This window comes from Alteromonas sp. ABH2_165, from assembly GCF_056159945.1.
The window spans coordinates 266,220-282,527 of sequence record NZ_JBSWWF010000008.1 but is presented as its reverse complement, the minus strand read 5'-3'; the positions used below and the strand labels follow the sequence as shown (position 1 = coordinate 282,527).

Annotated in this window: 17 protein-coding genes; 10 read left to right on the top strand and 7 right to left on the bottom strand. The window is 47.4% G+C overall.

The annotated features are described in order from the left end of the window. Positions 1-68: 68 nt before the first annotated feature. Positions 69-1,397 carry an L-fucose:H+ symporter permease gene (fucP, locus tag ACXAFQ_RS16690; protein ID WP_474824559.1) on the top strand — a complete coding sequence of 443 codons (1,329 nt, stop codon included), beginning with the start codon at positions 69-71 and terminating at the stop codon, positions 1,395-1,397. A gap of 106 nt (positions 1,398-1,503) precedes the next feature. On the opposite strand, the gene ACXAFQ_RS16685 is transcribed toward fucP, so the two are convergent. The 3 genes from ACXAFQ_RS16685 to ACXAFQ_RS16675 all read right to left on the bottom strand — a co-directional run bounded on the left by ACXAFQ_RS16685 (position 1,504) and on the right by ACXAFQ_RS16675 (position 3,510). Continuing rightward, on the bottom strand, positions 1,504-2,220 hold the full coding sequence (locus ACXAFQ_RS16685) for a ChrR family anti-sigma-E factor (RefSeq protein ID WP_474824558.1): 717 nt from the start codon (positions 2,218-2,220) through the stop codon (positions 1,504-1,506). Then, entirely contained in the window at positions 2,213-2,824 is a 612-nt protein-coding gene (locus ACXAFQ_RS16680) for a sigma-70 family RNA polymerase sigma factor (protein ID WP_474824557.1), read from the bottom strand. Before ACXAFQ_RS16680 ends, ACXAFQ_RS16685 begins: the two co-directional genes overlap by 8 nt. Positions 2,825-2,934: 110 nt before the next feature. Further along, positions 2,935-3,510: an LON peptidase substrate-binding domain-containing protein gene (locus ACXAFQ_RS16675; RefSeq protein WP_474824556.1), complete on the bottom strand. Its 576-nt coding sequence runs from the start codon at positions 3,508-3,510 to the stop codon at positions 2,935-2,937. 186 nt (positions 3,511-3,696) lie between these two features. Here ACXAFQ_RS16675 and ACXAFQ_RS16670 point away from each other — a divergent pair, with 186 nt between their 5' ends. The 5 genes from ACXAFQ_RS16670 to ACXAFQ_RS16650 are packed head-to-tail and all read left to right on the top strand — an operon-like array spanning position 3,697 to position 8,134. Then, entirely contained in the window at positions 3,697-4,119 is a 423-nt protein-coding gene (locus ACXAFQ_RS16670; protein WP_474824555.1) for a nuclear transport factor 2 family protein, read from the top strand. Then, positions 4,116-4,835 carry an SDR family NAD(P)-dependent oxidoreductase gene (locus tag ACXAFQ_RS16665; RefSeq protein WP_474824554.1) on the top strand — a complete coding sequence of 240 codons (720 nt, stop codon included), beginning with the start codon at positions 4,116-4,118 and terminating at the stop codon, positions 4,833-4,835. Before ACXAFQ_RS16670 ends, ACXAFQ_RS16665 begins: the two co-directional genes overlap by 4 nt. 13 nt (positions 4,836-4,848) lie before the next feature. Then, entirely contained in the window at positions 4,849-6,120 is a 1,272-nt protein-coding gene (locus tag ACXAFQ_RS16660) for an NAD(P)/FAD-dependent oxidoreductase (protein WP_474824553.1), read from the top strand. Between the two features lie 17 nt (positions 6,121-6,137). Continuing rightward, on the top strand, positions 6,138-6,875 hold the full coding sequence (locus ACXAFQ_RS16655; protein WP_474824574.1) for a DUF1365 domain-containing protein: 738 nt from the start codon (positions 6,138-6,140) through the stop codon (positions 6,873-6,875). Beyond that, on the top strand, positions 6,875-8,134 hold the full coding sequence (locus ACXAFQ_RS16650) for a class I SAM-dependent methyltransferase (RefSeq protein WP_474824552.1): 1,260 nt from the start codon (positions 6,875-6,877) through the stop codon (positions 8,132-8,134). The genes ACXAFQ_RS16655 and ACXAFQ_RS16650 overlap by 1 nt, the downstream gene beginning before the upstream one ends. A gap of 12 nt (positions 8,135-8,146) precedes the next feature. Here ACXAFQ_RS16650 and ACXAFQ_RS16645 read toward each other — a convergent pair whose 3' ends face one another. Together ACXAFQ_RS16645 and pomA are read right to left on the bottom strand one after the other, a co-directional pair. Further along, positions 8,147-9,097: a flagellar motor protein MotB gene (locus ACXAFQ_RS16645; protein ID WP_474824551.1), complete on the bottom strand. Its 951-nt coding sequence runs from the start codon at positions 9,095-9,097 to the stop codon at positions 8,147-8,149. A 5-nt stretch (positions 9,098-9,102) separates the two neighbouring features. After that, positions 9,103-9,861, bottom strand: a complete 759-nt coding sequence (gene pomA, locus ACXAFQ_RS16640) for a flagellar motor protein PomA (RefSeq protein WP_474824550.1) — start codon at positions 9,859-9,861, stop codon at positions 9,103-9,105. Positions 9,862-10,179: 318 nt separating this feature from the next. Here pomA and xseB point away from each other — a divergent pair, with 318 nt between their 5' ends. The 4 genes from xseB to ACXAFQ_RS16620 all read left to right on the top strand — a co-directional run bounded on the left by xseB (position 10,180) and on the right by ACXAFQ_RS16620 (position 14,724). Continuing rightward, entirely contained in the window at positions 10,180-10,425 is a 246-nt protein-coding gene (gene xseB, locus ACXAFQ_RS16635) for an exodeoxyribonuclease VII small subunit (RefSeq protein ID WP_070126704.1), read from the top strand. Between the two features lie 49 nt (positions 10,426-10,474). Then, positions 10,475-11,365 carry a (2E,6E)-farnesyl diphosphate synthase gene (gene ispA / locus ACXAFQ_RS16630; protein WP_474824573.1) on the top strand — a complete coding sequence of 297 codons (891 nt, stop codon included), beginning with the start codon at positions 10,475-10,477 and terminating at the stop codon, positions 11,363-11,365. A gap of 34 nt (positions 11,366-11,399) precedes the next feature. Beyond that, positions 11,400-13,265 (top strand): 1-deoxy-D-xylulose-5-phosphate synthase, encoded by a 1,866-nt coding sequence (dxs, locus tag ACXAFQ_RS16625; protein ID WP_474824549.1) that lies wholly within the window; start codon positions 11,400-11,402, stop codon positions 13,263-13,265. 202 nt (positions 13,266-13,467) lie between these two features. Then, positions 13,468-14,724: a PQQ-dependent sugar dehydrogenase gene (locus ACXAFQ_RS16620; RefSeq protein ID WP_474824548.1), complete on the top strand. Its 1,257-nt coding sequence runs from the start codon at positions 13,468-13,470 to the stop codon at positions 14,722-14,724. A gap of 95 nt (positions 14,725-14,819) precedes the next feature. Here the strand turns inward: ACXAFQ_RS16620 and ACXAFQ_RS16615 are convergent, their stop codons facing one another. Continuing rightward, complete coding sequence (locus ACXAFQ_RS16615; RefSeq protein WP_474824547.1) at positions 14,820-15,314, bottom strand: phosphatidylglycerophosphatase A family protein; 495 nt, start codon at positions 15,312-15,314, stop codon at positions 14,820-14,822. Then, positions 15,314-16,282: a thiamine-phosphate kinase gene (thiL, locus tag ACXAFQ_RS16610; RefSeq protein ID WP_474824546.1), complete on the bottom strand. Its 969-nt coding sequence runs from the start codon at positions 16,280-16,282 to the stop codon at positions 15,314-15,316. The genes ACXAFQ_RS16615 and thiL overlap by 1 nt, the downstream gene beginning before the upstream one ends. Positions 16,283-16,308 lie beyond the last annotated feature (26 nt).

The following is a 16,308-nucleotide window of genomic DNA, read 5'->3' as shown; positions in this document are numbered from 1 at the left end:
ATTTATTGACACTGAAAAAAAATGTTGTTTAAATCGCTTAACTAAAATTTTACATTGAGAGGCATGAAGTGCGAAAACGTGCACCATTGGTTTCAAAAGATACTCTGCTCCCTTTTATTTTGCTTACCATCTGTTTTGCCGCCTGGGGCGTTGCTGCGAACATGACAGATCCGCTGGTAAAGGTGTTCAGTAAAATTTTCACTATGTCGTCTTTGCAGTCAGCATTGGTTCAATTCGCCTACTACGGTGCTTACTTCTGCCTGGCCATTCCCGCCGCATTCATTAACAAGCGGTTTTCTTACAAAACTGGCGTACTCACCGGATTGGGTTGTGCCGCTGCCGGTGCTTTTCTGTTTTATCCTGCAAGTCAAACCATGACGTATGGCTTTTTCCTGCTCGCGTTGTTCGTTCTGGCTGGCGGTTTATCGATTCTGGAAACCTCGGCCAACCCTTATGTGATGGCCATGGGCTGTGAAAGAAGTGCCACGCGCCGTTTGAACCTTGCCCAGGCTTTTAACCCGGTTGGCACCAACCTTGGCGTGTTTCTGGCTGCCACCCTTATTTTGCCGAATCTCAATCAGGCATCCGCAGAAGAGCGTGCGGCTATGTCTGCGGCTGAACTGAAATCGGTTATCGGTGCCGAACTTGATGCTGTTATGCTGCCGTATGTCGGTATGGCGTGCGTACTGGTGGTAGTGTGGATTGCTATAGCCTGCATTAAAACGCCAGTAAATGAATCAACAGAACAGAAGAGTGAAAACATTCACTTAGGTGCATCTTTTAAGCGACTACTGGCAAACCGTCACTACCGCTTTGGTGTGCTGGCGCAGTTTTTCAATGTGGGCGCGCAGACCTGTGTTTGGACGTTTACCATTCAATACGCCATGGCAGCGACAGGCGGCAATGAAGTTGATGGTGGGCAAATCCTGCAATACAGCATGATTGTATTTCTGATTTCCCGCTTTGTAATGACCTGGGTTATGCAGTACCTCTACCCTGCAAGACTGCTTATGATCATGTCACTGGTTGCTGCGGCGCTGTGTATCGTAATGACACAAACCTCAGGCGTTGTTGGCATACTCGCACTGGTGTCTATCTCTGCGTGTTTGTCGCTCATGTTTCCAACCATTTATGGCATTGCCCTGGACGGACTAGGAGACGACACGAAACTAGGTGCAGCAGGCCTTGTTATGGCAATTTTGGGCGGTGCGATTCTGCCACTATTCCAAGCTGCACTCATCGACTCTAACGGTGTAGTGGTTTCTTACATTGTGCCGGCACTGTGCTTCTTAGTGGTTGGCGGATATGGTATATTTGATATAAAAACACGTGAACATAAGCACGACCAAACAGCTTCAACCGAGGAACGCACTGCGTCACCATTGTCGAGTAAATGATTGAAAGCGTGATTGAAGGCGCAAAGAAGTTTAACAATCGAGAAGGTCAGTAAATATTGCTGGCCTTTTTTATTGTTCGAATAACCGTTCAGCGGGTTAATAACGTTTATCGAAAGAACAAATGGCTGAAAGGGTTTAACAGCCGGGCAATGCCAGAGGTGAAATGAAGGGGCTCATCCAGTAACGTAAATACCAGACACCCCTCTCGATGATCAGAATGAGGGGCATGGGTATTATCGTCGGTCATTACGACAAAATCACCGGTACGATAGTGGTTAATGCCGTCATTAAATTCACCATCAAGTACCAAGGTATACTCCACTCCGCGATGGGTGTGTTCAGGTACACTGCCCCCCCGCCCCATGTAAATAAAATTCGCCACGCCAGGATAATTTAACTCTACAGGGGCTTGCCATAATCGACCTACAAGTCCCGACCAGTTACCTGTTTTCGCTGCAATTCGCTGAAGCGTAGGAGGTAAAGTAAATTGGTGCCCGTCGAGCTCAAGTGTTTTCACAAGGGAAGAAGTGGCGATAGACTCTAGAGTCGACACATTGAGTTTGTTGTCTGGCGCAGCTGGGGCTGTCTCACATGCTGGAAGTTGGGTTATTGCGGCGAGCATTGCGCCGTAGTTTTCCAGTGAATCTTTCGGCTGTGGGGTATCAAACACTTCAGCAGCAATGAGTTGGGTTTGATGATGTACGAATTGGCGGCATCTGTGACACAGATCGCAATGCGCCGAGACGATTAACGCCTCGGCGGGGGATATATTACCTTGAACAAATTGTGTTAGTTGGGATTGCTCTGGGTGATGCTTAATCATGATCCTGTAACATGCCTTTAAGGCGTTGCAGCGCTAGCCGCGTGCGGGACTTCACAGTGCCTAATGGAATATGAAGTTCATCTGCTACCTCTTGCTGCGACTTGCCATCGATGTAAATAGCTTCAATAACCGATTTTTGCTTCAGCGGTAATTCTTCGAACATAAATCCAATCTGCTCTAATGTAATTTGCTCATCAAGAGACTGCTCATTGGCATCAGGCGTTTGTTCGCAAAGTACCGGCCATAAATCATCGGAACAAATATCTTCCTTTCGATTCTGCAACTTACGGAGCATATCAAATCGGATGTTACGTGCAATGGTGAAAATCCAGGTGGAAGGGCTACCCTTCTCAGCATTAAACAGATGTGCTTTTTGCCAGACATTCGACATTGTGTCTTGCACCATCTCCATTGCCAAGGCTTCATTTCCCATTTGCTTTAACGCATAAGAACGCAAACGGGGGGCAAAATAACCAAAAACTCTTGCGAACGACGCTTTGCATCGTTGTTCTGCAACTTTAACAATGTAGTCTGACATTTCTGCCGCACAATCTTTCGGCTTAATTACGCTGTTACTTTGTTCCACTGGAATTCCAACTAACATAAGTATTGTCCATATCCTATAAAGTTAATAGTCGCTACGAACAGACAATTCAAGAAGATGACAGAAATGTAAGATTTGCTCAGACTGACCGTGTAATTATTACAAGGTACTTATTGCACTAGCGCCGACAAATAATTTTGTAATTTGACGCAATCTCTTTGAGCAAGAAAATACTGTTTCTGTTTGGCGTCTACGGGGAGCAACTCTAGCCAGCGGTACATTATCCAAAGCGGGTCGTTAAATTCCGGCTTCTCGTACATTTGGCCTAACTCGGTGTAGCGCTCGAAGATCTCCTTTAAACGTTCGTCCATAGGTGAAATCTGTTGAGGTGTTAAGTCACACTTCCATTCTGGTAATGCATGACACTTGCCAACTCGCAACCCATCGGGTTCAGTGGACATTTCAGTAACCTCTACACAGTACTCACCAGCAACCTTTATGCCAAGCAACCCATCTTCGAGCATGTCGAAGTCGATCACAGAGGAAACCGTACCGATAGGAAAGACATGTGTATTTGCCGTTTTGTCACCGGCTTGATTTAGCATGCAAACCACAAATTTACCGTTACTCGCACACACTTCTTTCACCATGCGAATGTAGCGTGGCTCAAAGATCCGAAGCGCCATACGACCTTGTGGAAGCAAGGTTGCCGAGAGCGGAAATAAGGGTAGGATTTGCTGCGTCATACACAATTTATGTTGATGTTATCTTCATCATAACTACGGCAAAAAATAAATTTGGATCGCAAGATAACGACAGGTTTTTCGACTGCAGATTCTCGCTTCCTGATCTTGTTGTCAGTAAATTTGGTATACAAGTAAGACGTTTTTACATACTACTTTTCACATTCATAAAGAATCAGCGCCGTGAACATGATTGATAAATTTTGTAAGTTGTACGCCGAACTTCACGATACAGATATGTCGGCATTGGGAACGATTTACACAGAGCATGTAGAATTTATTGATCCCATTACCACCCACAGCGGATTACAAGACCTCACGGACTATCTTTCTTCATTAACTGAGCAGGCTAAAACCTGTTTCTTCGATATTCATGATGTGCATGCAGAGGGTCACACAGACACAGGTTCTGCAACCATTACCTGGACCATGCGTCTAACGTTGAAGTCAAACGCAAAGCAAATGACGCTGGATGGCGTCAGTCTCATAAAGTTTGCTGATAATAAAATCTTTTTCCAGCGCGACTATTATGACCTCGGCGAAATGGTGTATGAGCATGTTCCTGTGCTTAGCTGGATTATTAAAAAAATTAAACAAAGGTTAGCCTCATGAAAACTATTCTTGTTACTGGTGCCACATCCGGTATAGGTAAAGCGTTTGCGCTGCATGCGGCGTCTGCGGGCTACCACGTGATCGCTTGTGGACGAAATGAAGATGCACTGGCAGAACTCAGTAAAAACAGTAAGATAACAACAACTCAGTTTGATTTAACGGATTTGGCAGCAACAAAGTCGGCCATTGCGGAACTGTCATTTGATATTGCCGTGCTCAATGCCGGTAACTGCGAGTATGTCGACGTTGATGATTTCCAACCCGAGATGTTTCGTCGGGTTTTCGAAATTAACTTTTTTGGCATTATTCACAGCGTCGACGCGTTATTGCCTAAACTAAAAGCTGGCGACCAACTGGTCATTGTCGACAGCATGGCGCGACTGGTGCCGTTTACACGTACTGAAGCTTACGGCGCCAGCAAGGCAGCAGTGCACTACTTTACTAAAAGCCTGGAAGTGGACTTGGCGCACAAAGGCATTCTTGTGCAATCTGTCTCGCCGGGATTTGTAGAAACGCCACTTACTGATAAAAACGACTTCGATATGCCGATGAAAATAACCGCTGACGAAGCGGCGAAAGCATTACTTGAAGGAATAGAAAAACAAAAACACAGCCTGTTTTTCCCTACGGGATTCGGTTGGATCATGCGTACATTGCACAATCTTCCCACAGGTATTCAAAGATGGTTGTCTTTAAAAATGAGGCAACAGCAGTAATAAGGGTTTTAATATGCAACGGCGAATTGCAATTATTGGCAGCGGCATTTCGGGACTGACTTGCGCTCACCTGCTACACAAACAGCATGATGTAGCCGTATTTGATATTAACGATTATATAGGTGGCCATACCGCCACTAAAGAAATCAAAGTGAAGGGGCGTGCTTACCAGGTCGACACCGGCTTTATCGTATTTAATGACTGGACCTACCCAAATTTCATCAAACTCATGGATAAGCTGGGCGTGTCACGTCAGCCTACTGAAATGAGTTTTTCGGTGCATAGTGAAAAATCCGGTCTTGAGTACAACGGTAACAATTTGAACACGCTGTTTGCCCAGCGCCGCAATCTTTTCCGCCCCCGTTTCTGGCGCCTAGTTCGCGACATCCTCAAATTTAATAAAGCTTGTAAAGCACGTCATGAAGAAGCGCGCGAAGAAGATTTTACCACCACGTTGTTTGAATACATTCAATCGCTTGGCCTAAGTGACGAGTTTGCTAACCTCTATATTTTGCCCATGTGCGCGGCTATTTGGTCTGCCAGCCTTGAGCAAACCAAACAGTTTCCCCTCGCCTTCTTTTTGCAGTTTTTCAATAACCATGGCCTGCTCAGTGTCAACAATCGCCCTCAGTGGTACACATTGATCGGCGGTTCTCACAGTTATATCCCTGGCATCACTAAAGGCTACGAAGATAAAATTCACCTGTCGTCAGCGGTCTACAAAGTAAAAAAAATAGAAGCAGGCTGGGAGGTATGTATTGAAGGCCGGGAAAGCAACGTTTTTGATGAAGTGATTTTTGCGTGTCACTCGGATCAGGCATTGCGTATGCTAGATGCGCCTACCGATGCACAACAAGCGATACTTGGCGCTATTCCTTATGCCAGTAATGATGTGGTGCTTCACCTCGATACCACACAATTACCCGACAGAAAGCTGGCTTGGGCGAGTTGGAATTACCGTTTAAAAGAAACACCGGATGAGCGTCATGCGCCGGCCTCGGTTACCTACGACATGAATATTCTGCAGCGTTTTGACAATGCCCCGGTCACCTTCTGTGTGACGCTAAACAACACAGATGCCATTGATGAAACAAAAATCTTACGACAATATTCTTATGCCCATCCTCAATTCAGCGGCAGCATGGTAGCCGCACAGCGTCGACGCGCTGAAATCTGTGGCATTGATGGCATACATTTTTGTGGCGCATACTGGTACAACGGCTTTCATGAAGACGGCGTGCGCAGCGCATTGGATGTCTGCGAACGTTTTGGGGCTTCGCTGTGAACGTAAAACCCAGCGACATGGAAAGTGCGATCTACCAGGGCAAAGTTTTTCACCAACGGTTTCGCCCCACTCAGCACAAATTCGACTACGATATATACTTGTTTTGGTTGAAATTGTCTGAAATTGATTCCCTGAGTCATACACTGAGACATTTTTCTATCGGCAAACGTGGCTGGCTCAGTTTCCATCGCGATGATTATTACGGTGAGCCATCAGTGCCGTTAGATGAAGCGATACGCCAAAAAATGACGGCGCTTAATCAGGGTAAAAAGCTCGATGGTGAGGTTTTCTTTTTTGGTCAACTTCGCACTTTAGGCATTTATTTTAGCCCGGTAAATTTTTACTTTTTAAGAAGTCCTGAGCACAATCGCTTCACGCATATGCTCGCTGAAGTCAGCAATACGCCGTGGAATGAACGACATTACTATTTGGTTGATATGGAAACCCAGGAAGATACCGAGAAAGCCTTCCATGTGTCGCCGTTTAACCCACTGGACATGACTTATAAATGGACAATTAGGCAGCCCGATGCACATTTCAACCTGGTAATGGCGTGCCATCGAAAAGAAAAGGATTTTACCGCTGGTCTGAATATGAAAAGAATTTCATTAGATAATACTAACCTGCGCATTATGCTTAGACGTATACCTAGTATGACAATAAAAACAGTGGTGGGGATTTATTGGCAGGCGTTGAAGTTATTCATCAAACGCACACCAATATACGATCACCCTAACAGCCAGGAACCGAGATAATGTCACACGGTGAATCAGCGTTTATTTTTGAGCAGGAAGCCAGCGGTATAGACCGCGCCTGTCGCGCAGCTTTTTTAAAAGTGCTGTCGATTTTACCTGAAGGTCACATGACCATTCAGGAAAACGGCACGACAGTGGGTGAATTCGGTAACCCGTCACACGATTTGAAAGCAGACGTAAACATTCTGAATGTGAAAGCTTACCGTCAATTATTATTTGGTGGTAGCGTTGCAGCGGGCGAAACGTACACCGATGGCTTGTGGACAAGCAGCGATCTTACGTCGGTCATTCGTATCTTTGCTCGTAACCTACCAATGCTGGATAAATGGGAACAGAAATACCGTTTGTTCATGCTACCTTTTCAGAAGGTGCAGCATTTTCTCCGCCGCAATACCGAAATTCAGGCGAAGAAGAATATTGAAGCCCATTACGATTTGGGCAACAAGCTCTATACCCGCTTTCTCGACCAGTCAATGATGTATTCATCTGCTATCTACCCAGATCCCAACGCATCGCTATCTGACGCCCAGACGCATAAATTAAAAACCATTTGTGACAAGCTGCAACTCAAAACTGGTGAACATTTAATGGAAATCGGCACGGGCTGGGGAGGGCTAGCCGTTTACGCAGCGAAACATTACGGTTGCCACGTGACTACCACCACCATCTCTGAAGAGCAGTTTGCGTATGCACAAGAATGGATAATTAAAGAAGGGTTGAGCGACAAGGTTACCTTATTAAAGCAAGATTACCGAACCCTTGAGGGTCAGTACGATAAACTTGTTTCCATCGAAATGATTGAAGCGGTGGGCAAACGTTATCTGGGGAACTTTTTCAGTAAATGCGCTTCACTGCTAAAGCCTGAAGGGCTCATGCTGCTGCAATCTATCACCATTGATGACCGCCGCTACGAAAGCTACAGCAACAGTGTCGACTTCATTCAGAAATACATTTTCCCGGGCGGGTTCTTGCCCTCGCAACTCATTATTAATGATTACCTGAAACGTCACAGCGACCTTTCAATTCGCGATTTGCAAGATATCGGCTTGGACTACGCTAAAACCTTAGATGATTGGTACGAGGCATTCATCAATGCCAGAGACCCCTTAAAGCAGGACGGTTACGATGAACGTTTTATGCGTATGTGGACTTACTACTTAAAATACTGTGAAGGTGGATTCCTTGAACGCACTATTTCGACGGTGCAATTGCTGCTGTCGAAACCGCATTACCGCGAGGCAATTACACGGGGCGCATAACAGCGCCCCTCTTTATTCTTCTTCCCCGCCGCTGGCGCTGTTGTTGAGCACCGAGATAGGATCTGAAATCAGTGGCTTGCCTTGGTTGATATTGATCTCTACCCGGCGATTACGTGCTCTGTCGTCAGACGTAGCCGCGTTTTCCACCAGCGGTTTAGTGTTTGCAAGCCCTACTACCGACATGCGGGATTCATCAAAGCCTGGCGCATTTCGCAACTCTTCAGCCACCGCCACCGCACGCTGGGCAGACAAGTCCCAGTTTGAACGATATAACTCATTCGCTATGTGCTGACCATCACTGTGGCCTGAAATCTCAATTTCTCCCGGCATATCTGCCAGCATCGTACCAATTTTTCTGAGCACCGGTTTGAACTGAGGCTGTAAAAATGCAGAACCGGCAGAAAAAGAACCATTCTCACGAATTCTGATCGTGATCTGCTGACCCAGCGATTCCATTTCAATCGAACCGTCTGCAATTTCTTTCTGCAGTTGTTCAGCCACCTTTTTCATCATTTCGTTATCTTGTTCTTTATCAGAACTTTGCGACGAGGATGCGGCAGAATCAGATGCTGTTTGTTGCGCCTGACCACCACGCTGATCACCCCGTTGGGTTTGACGGCCCCCGGAGGAATCTTCATCACCGGCCTGGAACTCCAAGGTCGGCTGCGTCATATCAATGGTTTGCTGCTGAATGGTTTCAATGGGGGTAGGATCAGGTCGACCTGGACGGAACTCCATCGCAATAACGCTCGTTCCTTTAGGGATATCCTTTACTTCGATTTTATTTTGCACACCAAAGGCAAACTTCATCGAACCTGCGATTTGTTTAAACTTCAGTACGTCCATTTCCGAAAATGACAACAGCAGTACGAAGAAACACATCAACAGTGACATCAGGTCGGCAAATGTCCCCATCCATGCCGGCAGACCGGGAGGAGGACATTTAGGGCATTCGTCAGACATCGCCCCTACTCCTCATCACCGCCGCGCTTACCGGCAGCAATGTAGTTTTTCAAAATGCCTTCAATGACTTTCGGGTTCTGGCCATCAGCAATGCCCACAATGCCATCAAGGATGAGTGACTGATTGAGCTTCTCTTCTTCTTTGCGGTTCTCAAGCTTCGCTGCAATGGGCAGACAGATTACGTTGGCTAAGAATGCGCCGTAAAGTGTAGTTAACAATGCAACCGCCATCGCAGGACCGATAGACTTCGGGTCGTCCATGTTAGAAAGCATGGCAACCAAACCAACCAAGGTACCAATCATTCCCATGGCGGGGGCAACGTCGGCCAGGCCTTTAAAAATAGAACCACCAAACTCGTGTCGCTCGGTGGTCATCAGAATATCTTTTTTCAGCGTTTCGCGAACCACTTCAATATCGTGTCCGTCTACCAGCATATCTACCCCTTTCTGCATAAAGGGGTTATCAATTTCTGCTTCTTCCAATGCCAGAAAGCCACCTTTCCGTGCCGCATCTGCCATTTCAACGATTTTTTCAATAAGCGCATCTGGCGGATCGATTTTAAACATGAACGCTTTACCCGCCACCTTGCCGGCACCGAAAAATTGGCCAAGGGTGAACTGGGACATAACCACGAAAATAGAACCACAGAAAACGATGAGCACCGAGGCGACATCGACAAACATGGACAGATCTCCACCGAGGATCATGGCCATGACAATAAAGCCGATACCACCTAACATGCCAATGACGGTTGCTAAATCCACTTATTGCTCCTCAAAAAACTCGTACTAGCGCTGTTGGCAGGTTGTTGTGAATGGTCGTTTACGACCTTGTTTATTATAACCTGTTTTATTCGACCTGCCGGAAACTGTCATCGCTGACTTATACTCTATCGGCCAGATTTCTGAATTCTATAATCAAAGCATGAACTTTTCAGGATGAATCCTCATTATCAGGTATCCTGAGCGAAACCAGTCGGATAGCCGCTTTTTCCGGCATGCTCATTGGACAAACCAATTGACCCGGCGGAAGCCCTCGGTTAATGTGCGCGTTTACCATTAGTTACCCACGGGATCTCTGACGTGTCTGAAGAAAAAGCGCCTTCTCAACCTTCATTCGAAGCCTCGCTGCAGGAACTTGAAGCCATAGTGACAGAAATGGAATCCGGCGAATTACCGCTTAATGAAGCATTGGAAAAGTTCGAGCGCGGTGTAAAATTATCTCGTCTCAGCCAACAGGCTCTCGCCCAGGCAGAACAAAAAGTCAAAATTCTGCTCCGCGAACAAGGTGAGGACAGCCTCGTTGACTTCACCCCATCTGAAGACTGATTAACGGCGCCCATGGTGCCTCTGCTACCCGTTTTACAGGTAATTCATGATTAATATCGACAGCTTACGTCAGAAGATTAAACAAAATACTGACGAAAGCCTGCTGCAATACGTAGCACAACTACCTGACCACGCCCCGCAACTTCGTGCGGCTATCGAATATTCATTACTGGCTGGCGGTAAGCGCATGCGCCCTCTGTTGGTTCATCTTATTGGCAACACGCTGGATATTCCTGGTCAGGATCAAGCTGCAATTAGCATGGCCATTGAATGTATTCATGCTTATTCACTTGCCCATGATGACTTACCCGCCATGGATGATGATGATCTCCGCCGCGGAAAACCCACTTGTCATATACAGTTTGATGAAGCAACAGCCATTCTCGCTGGCGATGCACTGCAAACGATGGCGTTTAGTATTTTAGCCGAAGCGCCAATGAGTAAGTTCGCCCAGGATAAGCGCGCTATATTAGTTAGCATCCTTGCCCGTGCCTCAGGCTATATGGGCATGTGTGGCGGCCAGGCTATTGATTTGGCGTCTACAGGTAAAACCATAGATATCGATGCACTAACGCGCCTGCACCGTTTAAAAACAGGGGCGTTATTGCAGGCTTGCGCCGAAATGATCACATTACTGGCTGAAGAACTCGACCCTGCGCACCGTAACGCCCTTATTCGTTACGCCAGCGATATCGGTCTTGCCTTTCAGATCCAGGATGACATTTTAGACGTGGAAGGCGATGCAGCTGTGATTGGAAAGCCTCAGGGCTCCGATATAGAAGCAGGGAAAAATACCTTCCCGGCATTGTTAGGGATGACACAAGCAAAGGCGGAATTAGCCCGTCTACACGATAGTGCACTTCAAGCATTAGACAGTTTGCCCTACAATACCGAGCTGTTATCTGCGTTTACCGATTTAATGGTAAAGCGGACATTCTGATTTTCATGCTAAACAACAAAATGAAAAAAGAACAATGAGTTTAGATTTATCGCACTACCCTCTTCTGGCGCAGGCACAGACTCCGGATGAACTCAGAAAATTGCCGCAGGAAAAACTGCGGGCCGTAGCAGACGAACTTCGACAGTTCTTGCTGACTTCGGTTAGTCAAACCAGTGGCCACTTTGCCTCTGGCTTGGGTACCGTTGAGTTAACCGTTGCATTGCACTACGTATACAACACGCCCTTCGACAGACTACTGTGGGATGTAGGACACCAGGCCTATCCACATAAAATCCTGACGGGCCGCGCGCAGCGAATGTCTACTATTCGTCAGAAAGACGGTTTACACCCCTTCCCTTGGCCGCCTGAAAGTGACTACGACACGTTTGCCGTTGGGCATTCTTCAACGTCGATCAGTGCGGCGCTGGGTATGGCTGTGGCTGCCGATAAAGAAGGCCAAAACCGTAAAGTCGTTGCGGTAATTGGTGATGGTGCGATGACTGCAGGTATGGCGTTTGAAGCGCTGAACCACGCTGGCGATATCAATAAAGACTTAGTGGTCGTGCTGAACGATAACGAAATGTCGATTTCGGAAAACGTAGGTGCGCTAAACAGCCACCTTGCTCGCCTTCTTACCGGCAACTTCTTCAATAAAATTCGCGATGGTGGTAAGAAGCTCCTCAGCAATGTACCGCCAATTAAGGAATTCGCCAGCCGTGCGGAAGAGCATATTAAAGGCATGGTGGTACCGGGCACAATTTTCGAAGAGCTTGGCTTTAACTACATTGGCCCTATTGATGGCCATGACGTAAACGCCGTGGTAGATACCCTGCGTAATATGCGCCAATTTTCGGGCCCTCATATTCTTCACGTGGTAACACGTAAGGGGAAAGGCTACCCGGTAGCAGAACAAGACCCAATTAAGTATCACGCGGTACCGAAGTTCAATCCGCTGGATAACGCATTACCTAAAGCAGCGCCATCAGCCCCTACTTTCTCGGCGATTTTTGGCCAATGGTTGTGCGATATGGCTGCGGATGATCCAAAACTCATGGCGATTACACCCGCCATGCGTGAAGGGTCTGGCATGGTGAAGTTTTCACAGCAATTCCCTGAACAGTACTTTGATGTCGCAATAGCCGAACAGCACGCGGTGACGTTTGGCGCCGGCTTGGCGAAAGAAGGTTACAATGCTGTTGTGGCAATATACTCGTCGTTCCTGCAACGGGGTTACGATCAGTTAATTCATGACGTGGCACTGCAAGAGTTACCGGTATTATTCGCTATCGACCGCGCTGGTGTGGTCGGCGCCGATGGCCCAACGCACCAAGGGGCATTTGATATTGCGTTCTTACGCTGCATTCCAAACATGATAATCATGACGCCCTCAGATGAAAACGAATGCCGTCAAATGCTGTTTACCGGTCATAAAGCAAATATGCCTGCGGCTGTCCGTTATCCGCGAGGAAGCGGCAATGGTAAGCCCGCCGATGACGTTATGACAGCGATGACGCTGGGTAAAGCCCGTACGCTTCGAGCAGGCAAAAAGCTGGCTATCCTGAACTTTGGTACTTTGCTGCCCGGCGCGCTGGAAGCGGCTGAAAAGCTCGATGCGACCGTGGTGGATATGCGTTTTGTGAAGCCCATCGATGGCGATATGATCACCGAACTTGCCGGTTCTCACGAGCTGCTGGTCACACTGGAAGATGGCTGTATCATGGGCGGTGCAGGCTCGGCAGTCAGTGAGTACTTAAGTGCGAATAAGCTGCTTGTCCACACATTACACCTTGGTCTGCCAGACAGCTTCATTCAGCAAGGTACCCAGCAGCAAATGTACGCTGAGCACCAGATTGACGGAGCAGGAATAGAAGCGCAAATTACGGCGTTTCTTGCCAGGTAGTCAATATAGTCTGCTAACCAGCATAGTGCTTAACAATAGACGGGGGCCATCAGGCTCCCGTTTTTATTTTTCGCACTGCGACACTATTGCTTTAAGACTTCTTTGAACGTGCTGGCAAACATTAAATCTTGTTCTTTCACCAATCTCTGTTAATCACAACAACGTAGCAATGGTTCATTCTCAGAACAGGACGCTGCATATAATGACCTTTCGACTCAGCCTACTATCACTCTCGACGCTATTTTCATTTTCCAGTTTAGCTCAGGTCGCCGTTGCGCCTGAAAACGGTTACGCACCTGGTCAGGTCGTTCCCCTGCCCGAGCCATTTGCTACCGAGTCAATAGATCGGAGAACTAAAGTGATCGGCTGGCCTGAGGGAAAAACACCTACAGCGCCACAAGGGTTTGAAGTGAAGCCTTTTGCTAGTGATCTGAAACACCCACGCTGGATTTACATACTCCCTAATGATGATGTTTTAGTTGCGGAGTCTGACGATGCGGAGAAAGGCAGCGCCGACAGAATCACTTTATTACGTGACACAAACGATGATGGCGTTGCTGATGAGCGCCATACGTTTATTAACCATAGCCTGAACCAGCCGTTCGGCATGGCCCTTCTCGACGATAATTTTTATGTCGCTAACTCAGACAGCATTATGCGATTCCCTTATATTGAGGACGCAGAAACCATCTCTCAAAAAGGCGTTGTGGTTCATGAACTCCCCTCCGGAGGATACAACCATCATTGGACACGCAATATTGAAGTTGATAACACTGGGAAGAAGTTTCTACTCACAATTGGATCATCAAGTAATGTAGGCGAGCATGGCATGGATAAGGAAGCCCGACGGGCTAAAGTCCTCACCGTAAATCCTGATGGCACTAATGAGACAATATTTGCATCCGGGCTGCGTAATGCAAATGGTCTGGACTATAACCCGGTTACCGGCGAATTGTGGGCTGCCGTTAATGAGCGAGATAAACTGGGTGACAACCTGGTGCCAGATTATGTCACCAGTGTGAAAAAAGGCGGCTTCTATGGTTGGCCTTATAAATACTACGGCGAGAATATTGACCCGCGCTGGAAAGATAAGATGCCTGATGATTTACCGGAAACGACAATAATCCCGGATATTGCGCTTGGCAATCATACCGCCACGCTGGATTTGGAATTTTACGACAGCAATAGTTTTCCTGAACGCTATCACAACGGTTTATTCGCTGCTCAGCATGGCTCCTGGAATCGTGCAAAATACAACGGCTATCGCATTGTTTTTATGCCATTCAAAGACGGCAAACCCACTGGTGAGATTGAAGAATTTCTAGGTGGTTTCATTAAAAGCATGGATACAGATGAAGCCTATGGCCGACCTAGCGCAGTGCGTGTCACCTCCAGCGGCAAGTTATTGGTTGCAGATGACGATGGTAATACTATCTGGTCAGTGCAAGCTGCAGATTAATGGCCTTCTTTTTTCTAAAGCTAAGCGGGAAAAATTAAGCAGATACAAAAATCCGGCACTTATGCCGGATTTTATATTTCGCCTACAACTAATAATTACCTAAGCAAGACAGGAAACAAATAGATCGCGCCCTGCAAGCAGGCAAAAGACATCAGCCCGGCCAGAATATCATCCAACATTATTCCCAAACCGCCATGCACGGTTTTATCCACTGGGCCGATTGGCCAGGGTTTGAGTATGTCGAAAATGCGGAACAGTACAAACCCTGCAATGACAGTCCACACTGTCAGCGGCACAAACATGAAGGTAAGTAGCATACCTGCCACTTCGTCCCATACAATAGAACCGTGGTCATGCACGCCCATATCGCTCGCGGTACGGCCACAGAACCAGATTCCAACGATGCAACTAACAAGGGTAGCGGTTAAGAAAATACTATCGCCTAACGGCGCGAGAAGAAGAATTAGCGGGATTGCCGCCAGTGAGCCGAAGGTACCAGGCATCAATGGAATAAGCCCTGAACCAAATCCCAGTGCACAGAAATGCACGGGATTTTTCATCGAAACTCGGGCGCGATACTCAGGTTGCATTAAAACTCGTGCTCGTAACCCACAGCATCAGGTAGTTCATAAGGTGCATCGTACAGCTTGAGGTCTACCTTGCCCTTTTGTCCGGTAACCTGGCCAATACAGGTCGCTTTTACACCAGTAGAAGCCAAAGAGGTTTCTAAATTCCCCCGCTGCTCCTCATTTACTGTGAAGACTAGCTCGTAGTCGTCACCAGCGGTTAACGCGTAGCGGTAAGCTTCCTGCGCACCCAGGCAATTAAATAATGGGGATGAAACCGGCAAACGGTCTACATGAACCAGGGCACCGCAGTTCGACGCTTTTAGTATATGGCCCAAATCAGACAGCAGGCCGTCAGAGACATCAATACAGGATGTGGCAGTGCGACGAATCGCCGTCCCCACTGCTACCCTCGGCGTAGGATACAAGTGACGCTTCACTAAAAACTCTTTATCCGCTTCTGATTTTGCCTCACGCTCGCCTTTCAGGATTTCGAGGCCAGCGCCGGCATCACCGGTGGTGCCGGTAACGTAAATCCAGTCGCCCGGTTTTGCACCACTGCGTTTTAGCGCGTTTTCAGGTGGAATAAAGCCCTGTGCAGTGATTGTCATCGCCAGTGGACCACGTACCGTATCACCGCCAATAAGCTGCACCGAATAGTAACGGGTTAGCTCGTAGAGGCCGTTGGCAAATTCTTCCATCCAAGCTTCATCAACATGTGACATCGATAAGGACAGAGAAATCCACGCGGGCTCGGCACCCATGGCCGCCAAATCACTCAAGTTCACCGCCACCGCTTTATAGGCAACAGAGCGCGCAGGTGCATCTTTAAGGAAATGAACGCCAGATACCAATGTGTCAGTGGTGATGGCTAATTGCTGATTTGCAGGTACAGACGTTACCGCACAGTCATCGCCGATGCCGACAAGTACGTCTTTTCGTTGATGCCCGCCATCTGCAAAATAGCGGCCAATGAGGTCAAATTCTTTCACGTAATACCGATTGATTCAGTGTCGTC

Excerpts from the sequence above, each read along its gene's own strand:
- ACXAFQ_RS16685 (WP_474824558.1), bottom strand. The coding sequence starts at position 2,220 with ATGATTAAGCATCACCCAGAGCAATCCCAACTAACACAATTTGTTCAA.
- ACXAFQ_RS16680 (WP_474824557.1), bottom strand. The coding sequence starts at position 2,824 with ATGTTAGTTGGAATTCCAGTGGAACAAAGTAACAGCGTAATTAAGCCG.
- ACXAFQ_RS16675 (WP_474824556.1), bottom strand. The coding sequence starts at position 3,510 with ATGACGCAGCAAATCCTACCCTTATTTCCGCTCTCGGCAACCTTGCTT.
- ACXAFQ_RS16670 (WP_474824555.1), top strand. The coding sequence starts at position 3,697 with ATGATTGATAAATTTTGTAAGTTGTACGCCGAACTTCACGATACAGAT.
- ACXAFQ_RS16665 (WP_474824554.1), top strand. The coding sequence starts at position 4,116 with ATGAAAACTATTCTTGTTACTGGTGCCACATCCGGTATAGGTAAAGCG.
- ACXAFQ_RS16660 (WP_474824553.1), top strand. The coding sequence starts at position 4,849 with ATGCAACGGCGAATTGCAATTATTGGCAGCGGCATTTCGGGACTGACT.
- ACXAFQ_RS16655 (WP_474824574.1), top strand. The coding sequence starts at position 6,138 with ATGGAAAGTGCGATCTACCAGGGCAAAGTTTTTCACCAACGGTTTCGC.
- ACXAFQ_RS16650 (WP_474824552.1), top strand. The coding sequence starts at position 6,875 with ATGTCACACGGTGAATCAGCGTTTATTTTTGAGCAGGAAGCCAGCGGT.
- ACXAFQ_RS16645 (WP_474824551.1), bottom strand. The coding sequence starts at position 9,097 with ATGTCTGACGAATGCCCTAAATGTCCTCCTCCCGGTCTGCCGGCATGG.
- dxs (WP_474824549.1), top strand. The coding sequence starts at position 11,400 with ATGAGTTTAGATTTATCGCACTACCCTCTTCTGGCGCAGGCACAGACT.
- ACXAFQ_RS16620 (WP_474824548.1), top strand. The coding sequence starts at position 13,468 with ATGACCTTTCGACTCAGCCTACTATCACTCTCGACGCTATTTTCATTT.
- ACXAFQ_RS16615 (WP_474824547.1), bottom strand. The coding sequence starts at position 15,314 with ATGCAACCTGAGTATCGCGCCCGAGTTTCGATGAAAAATCCCGTGCAT.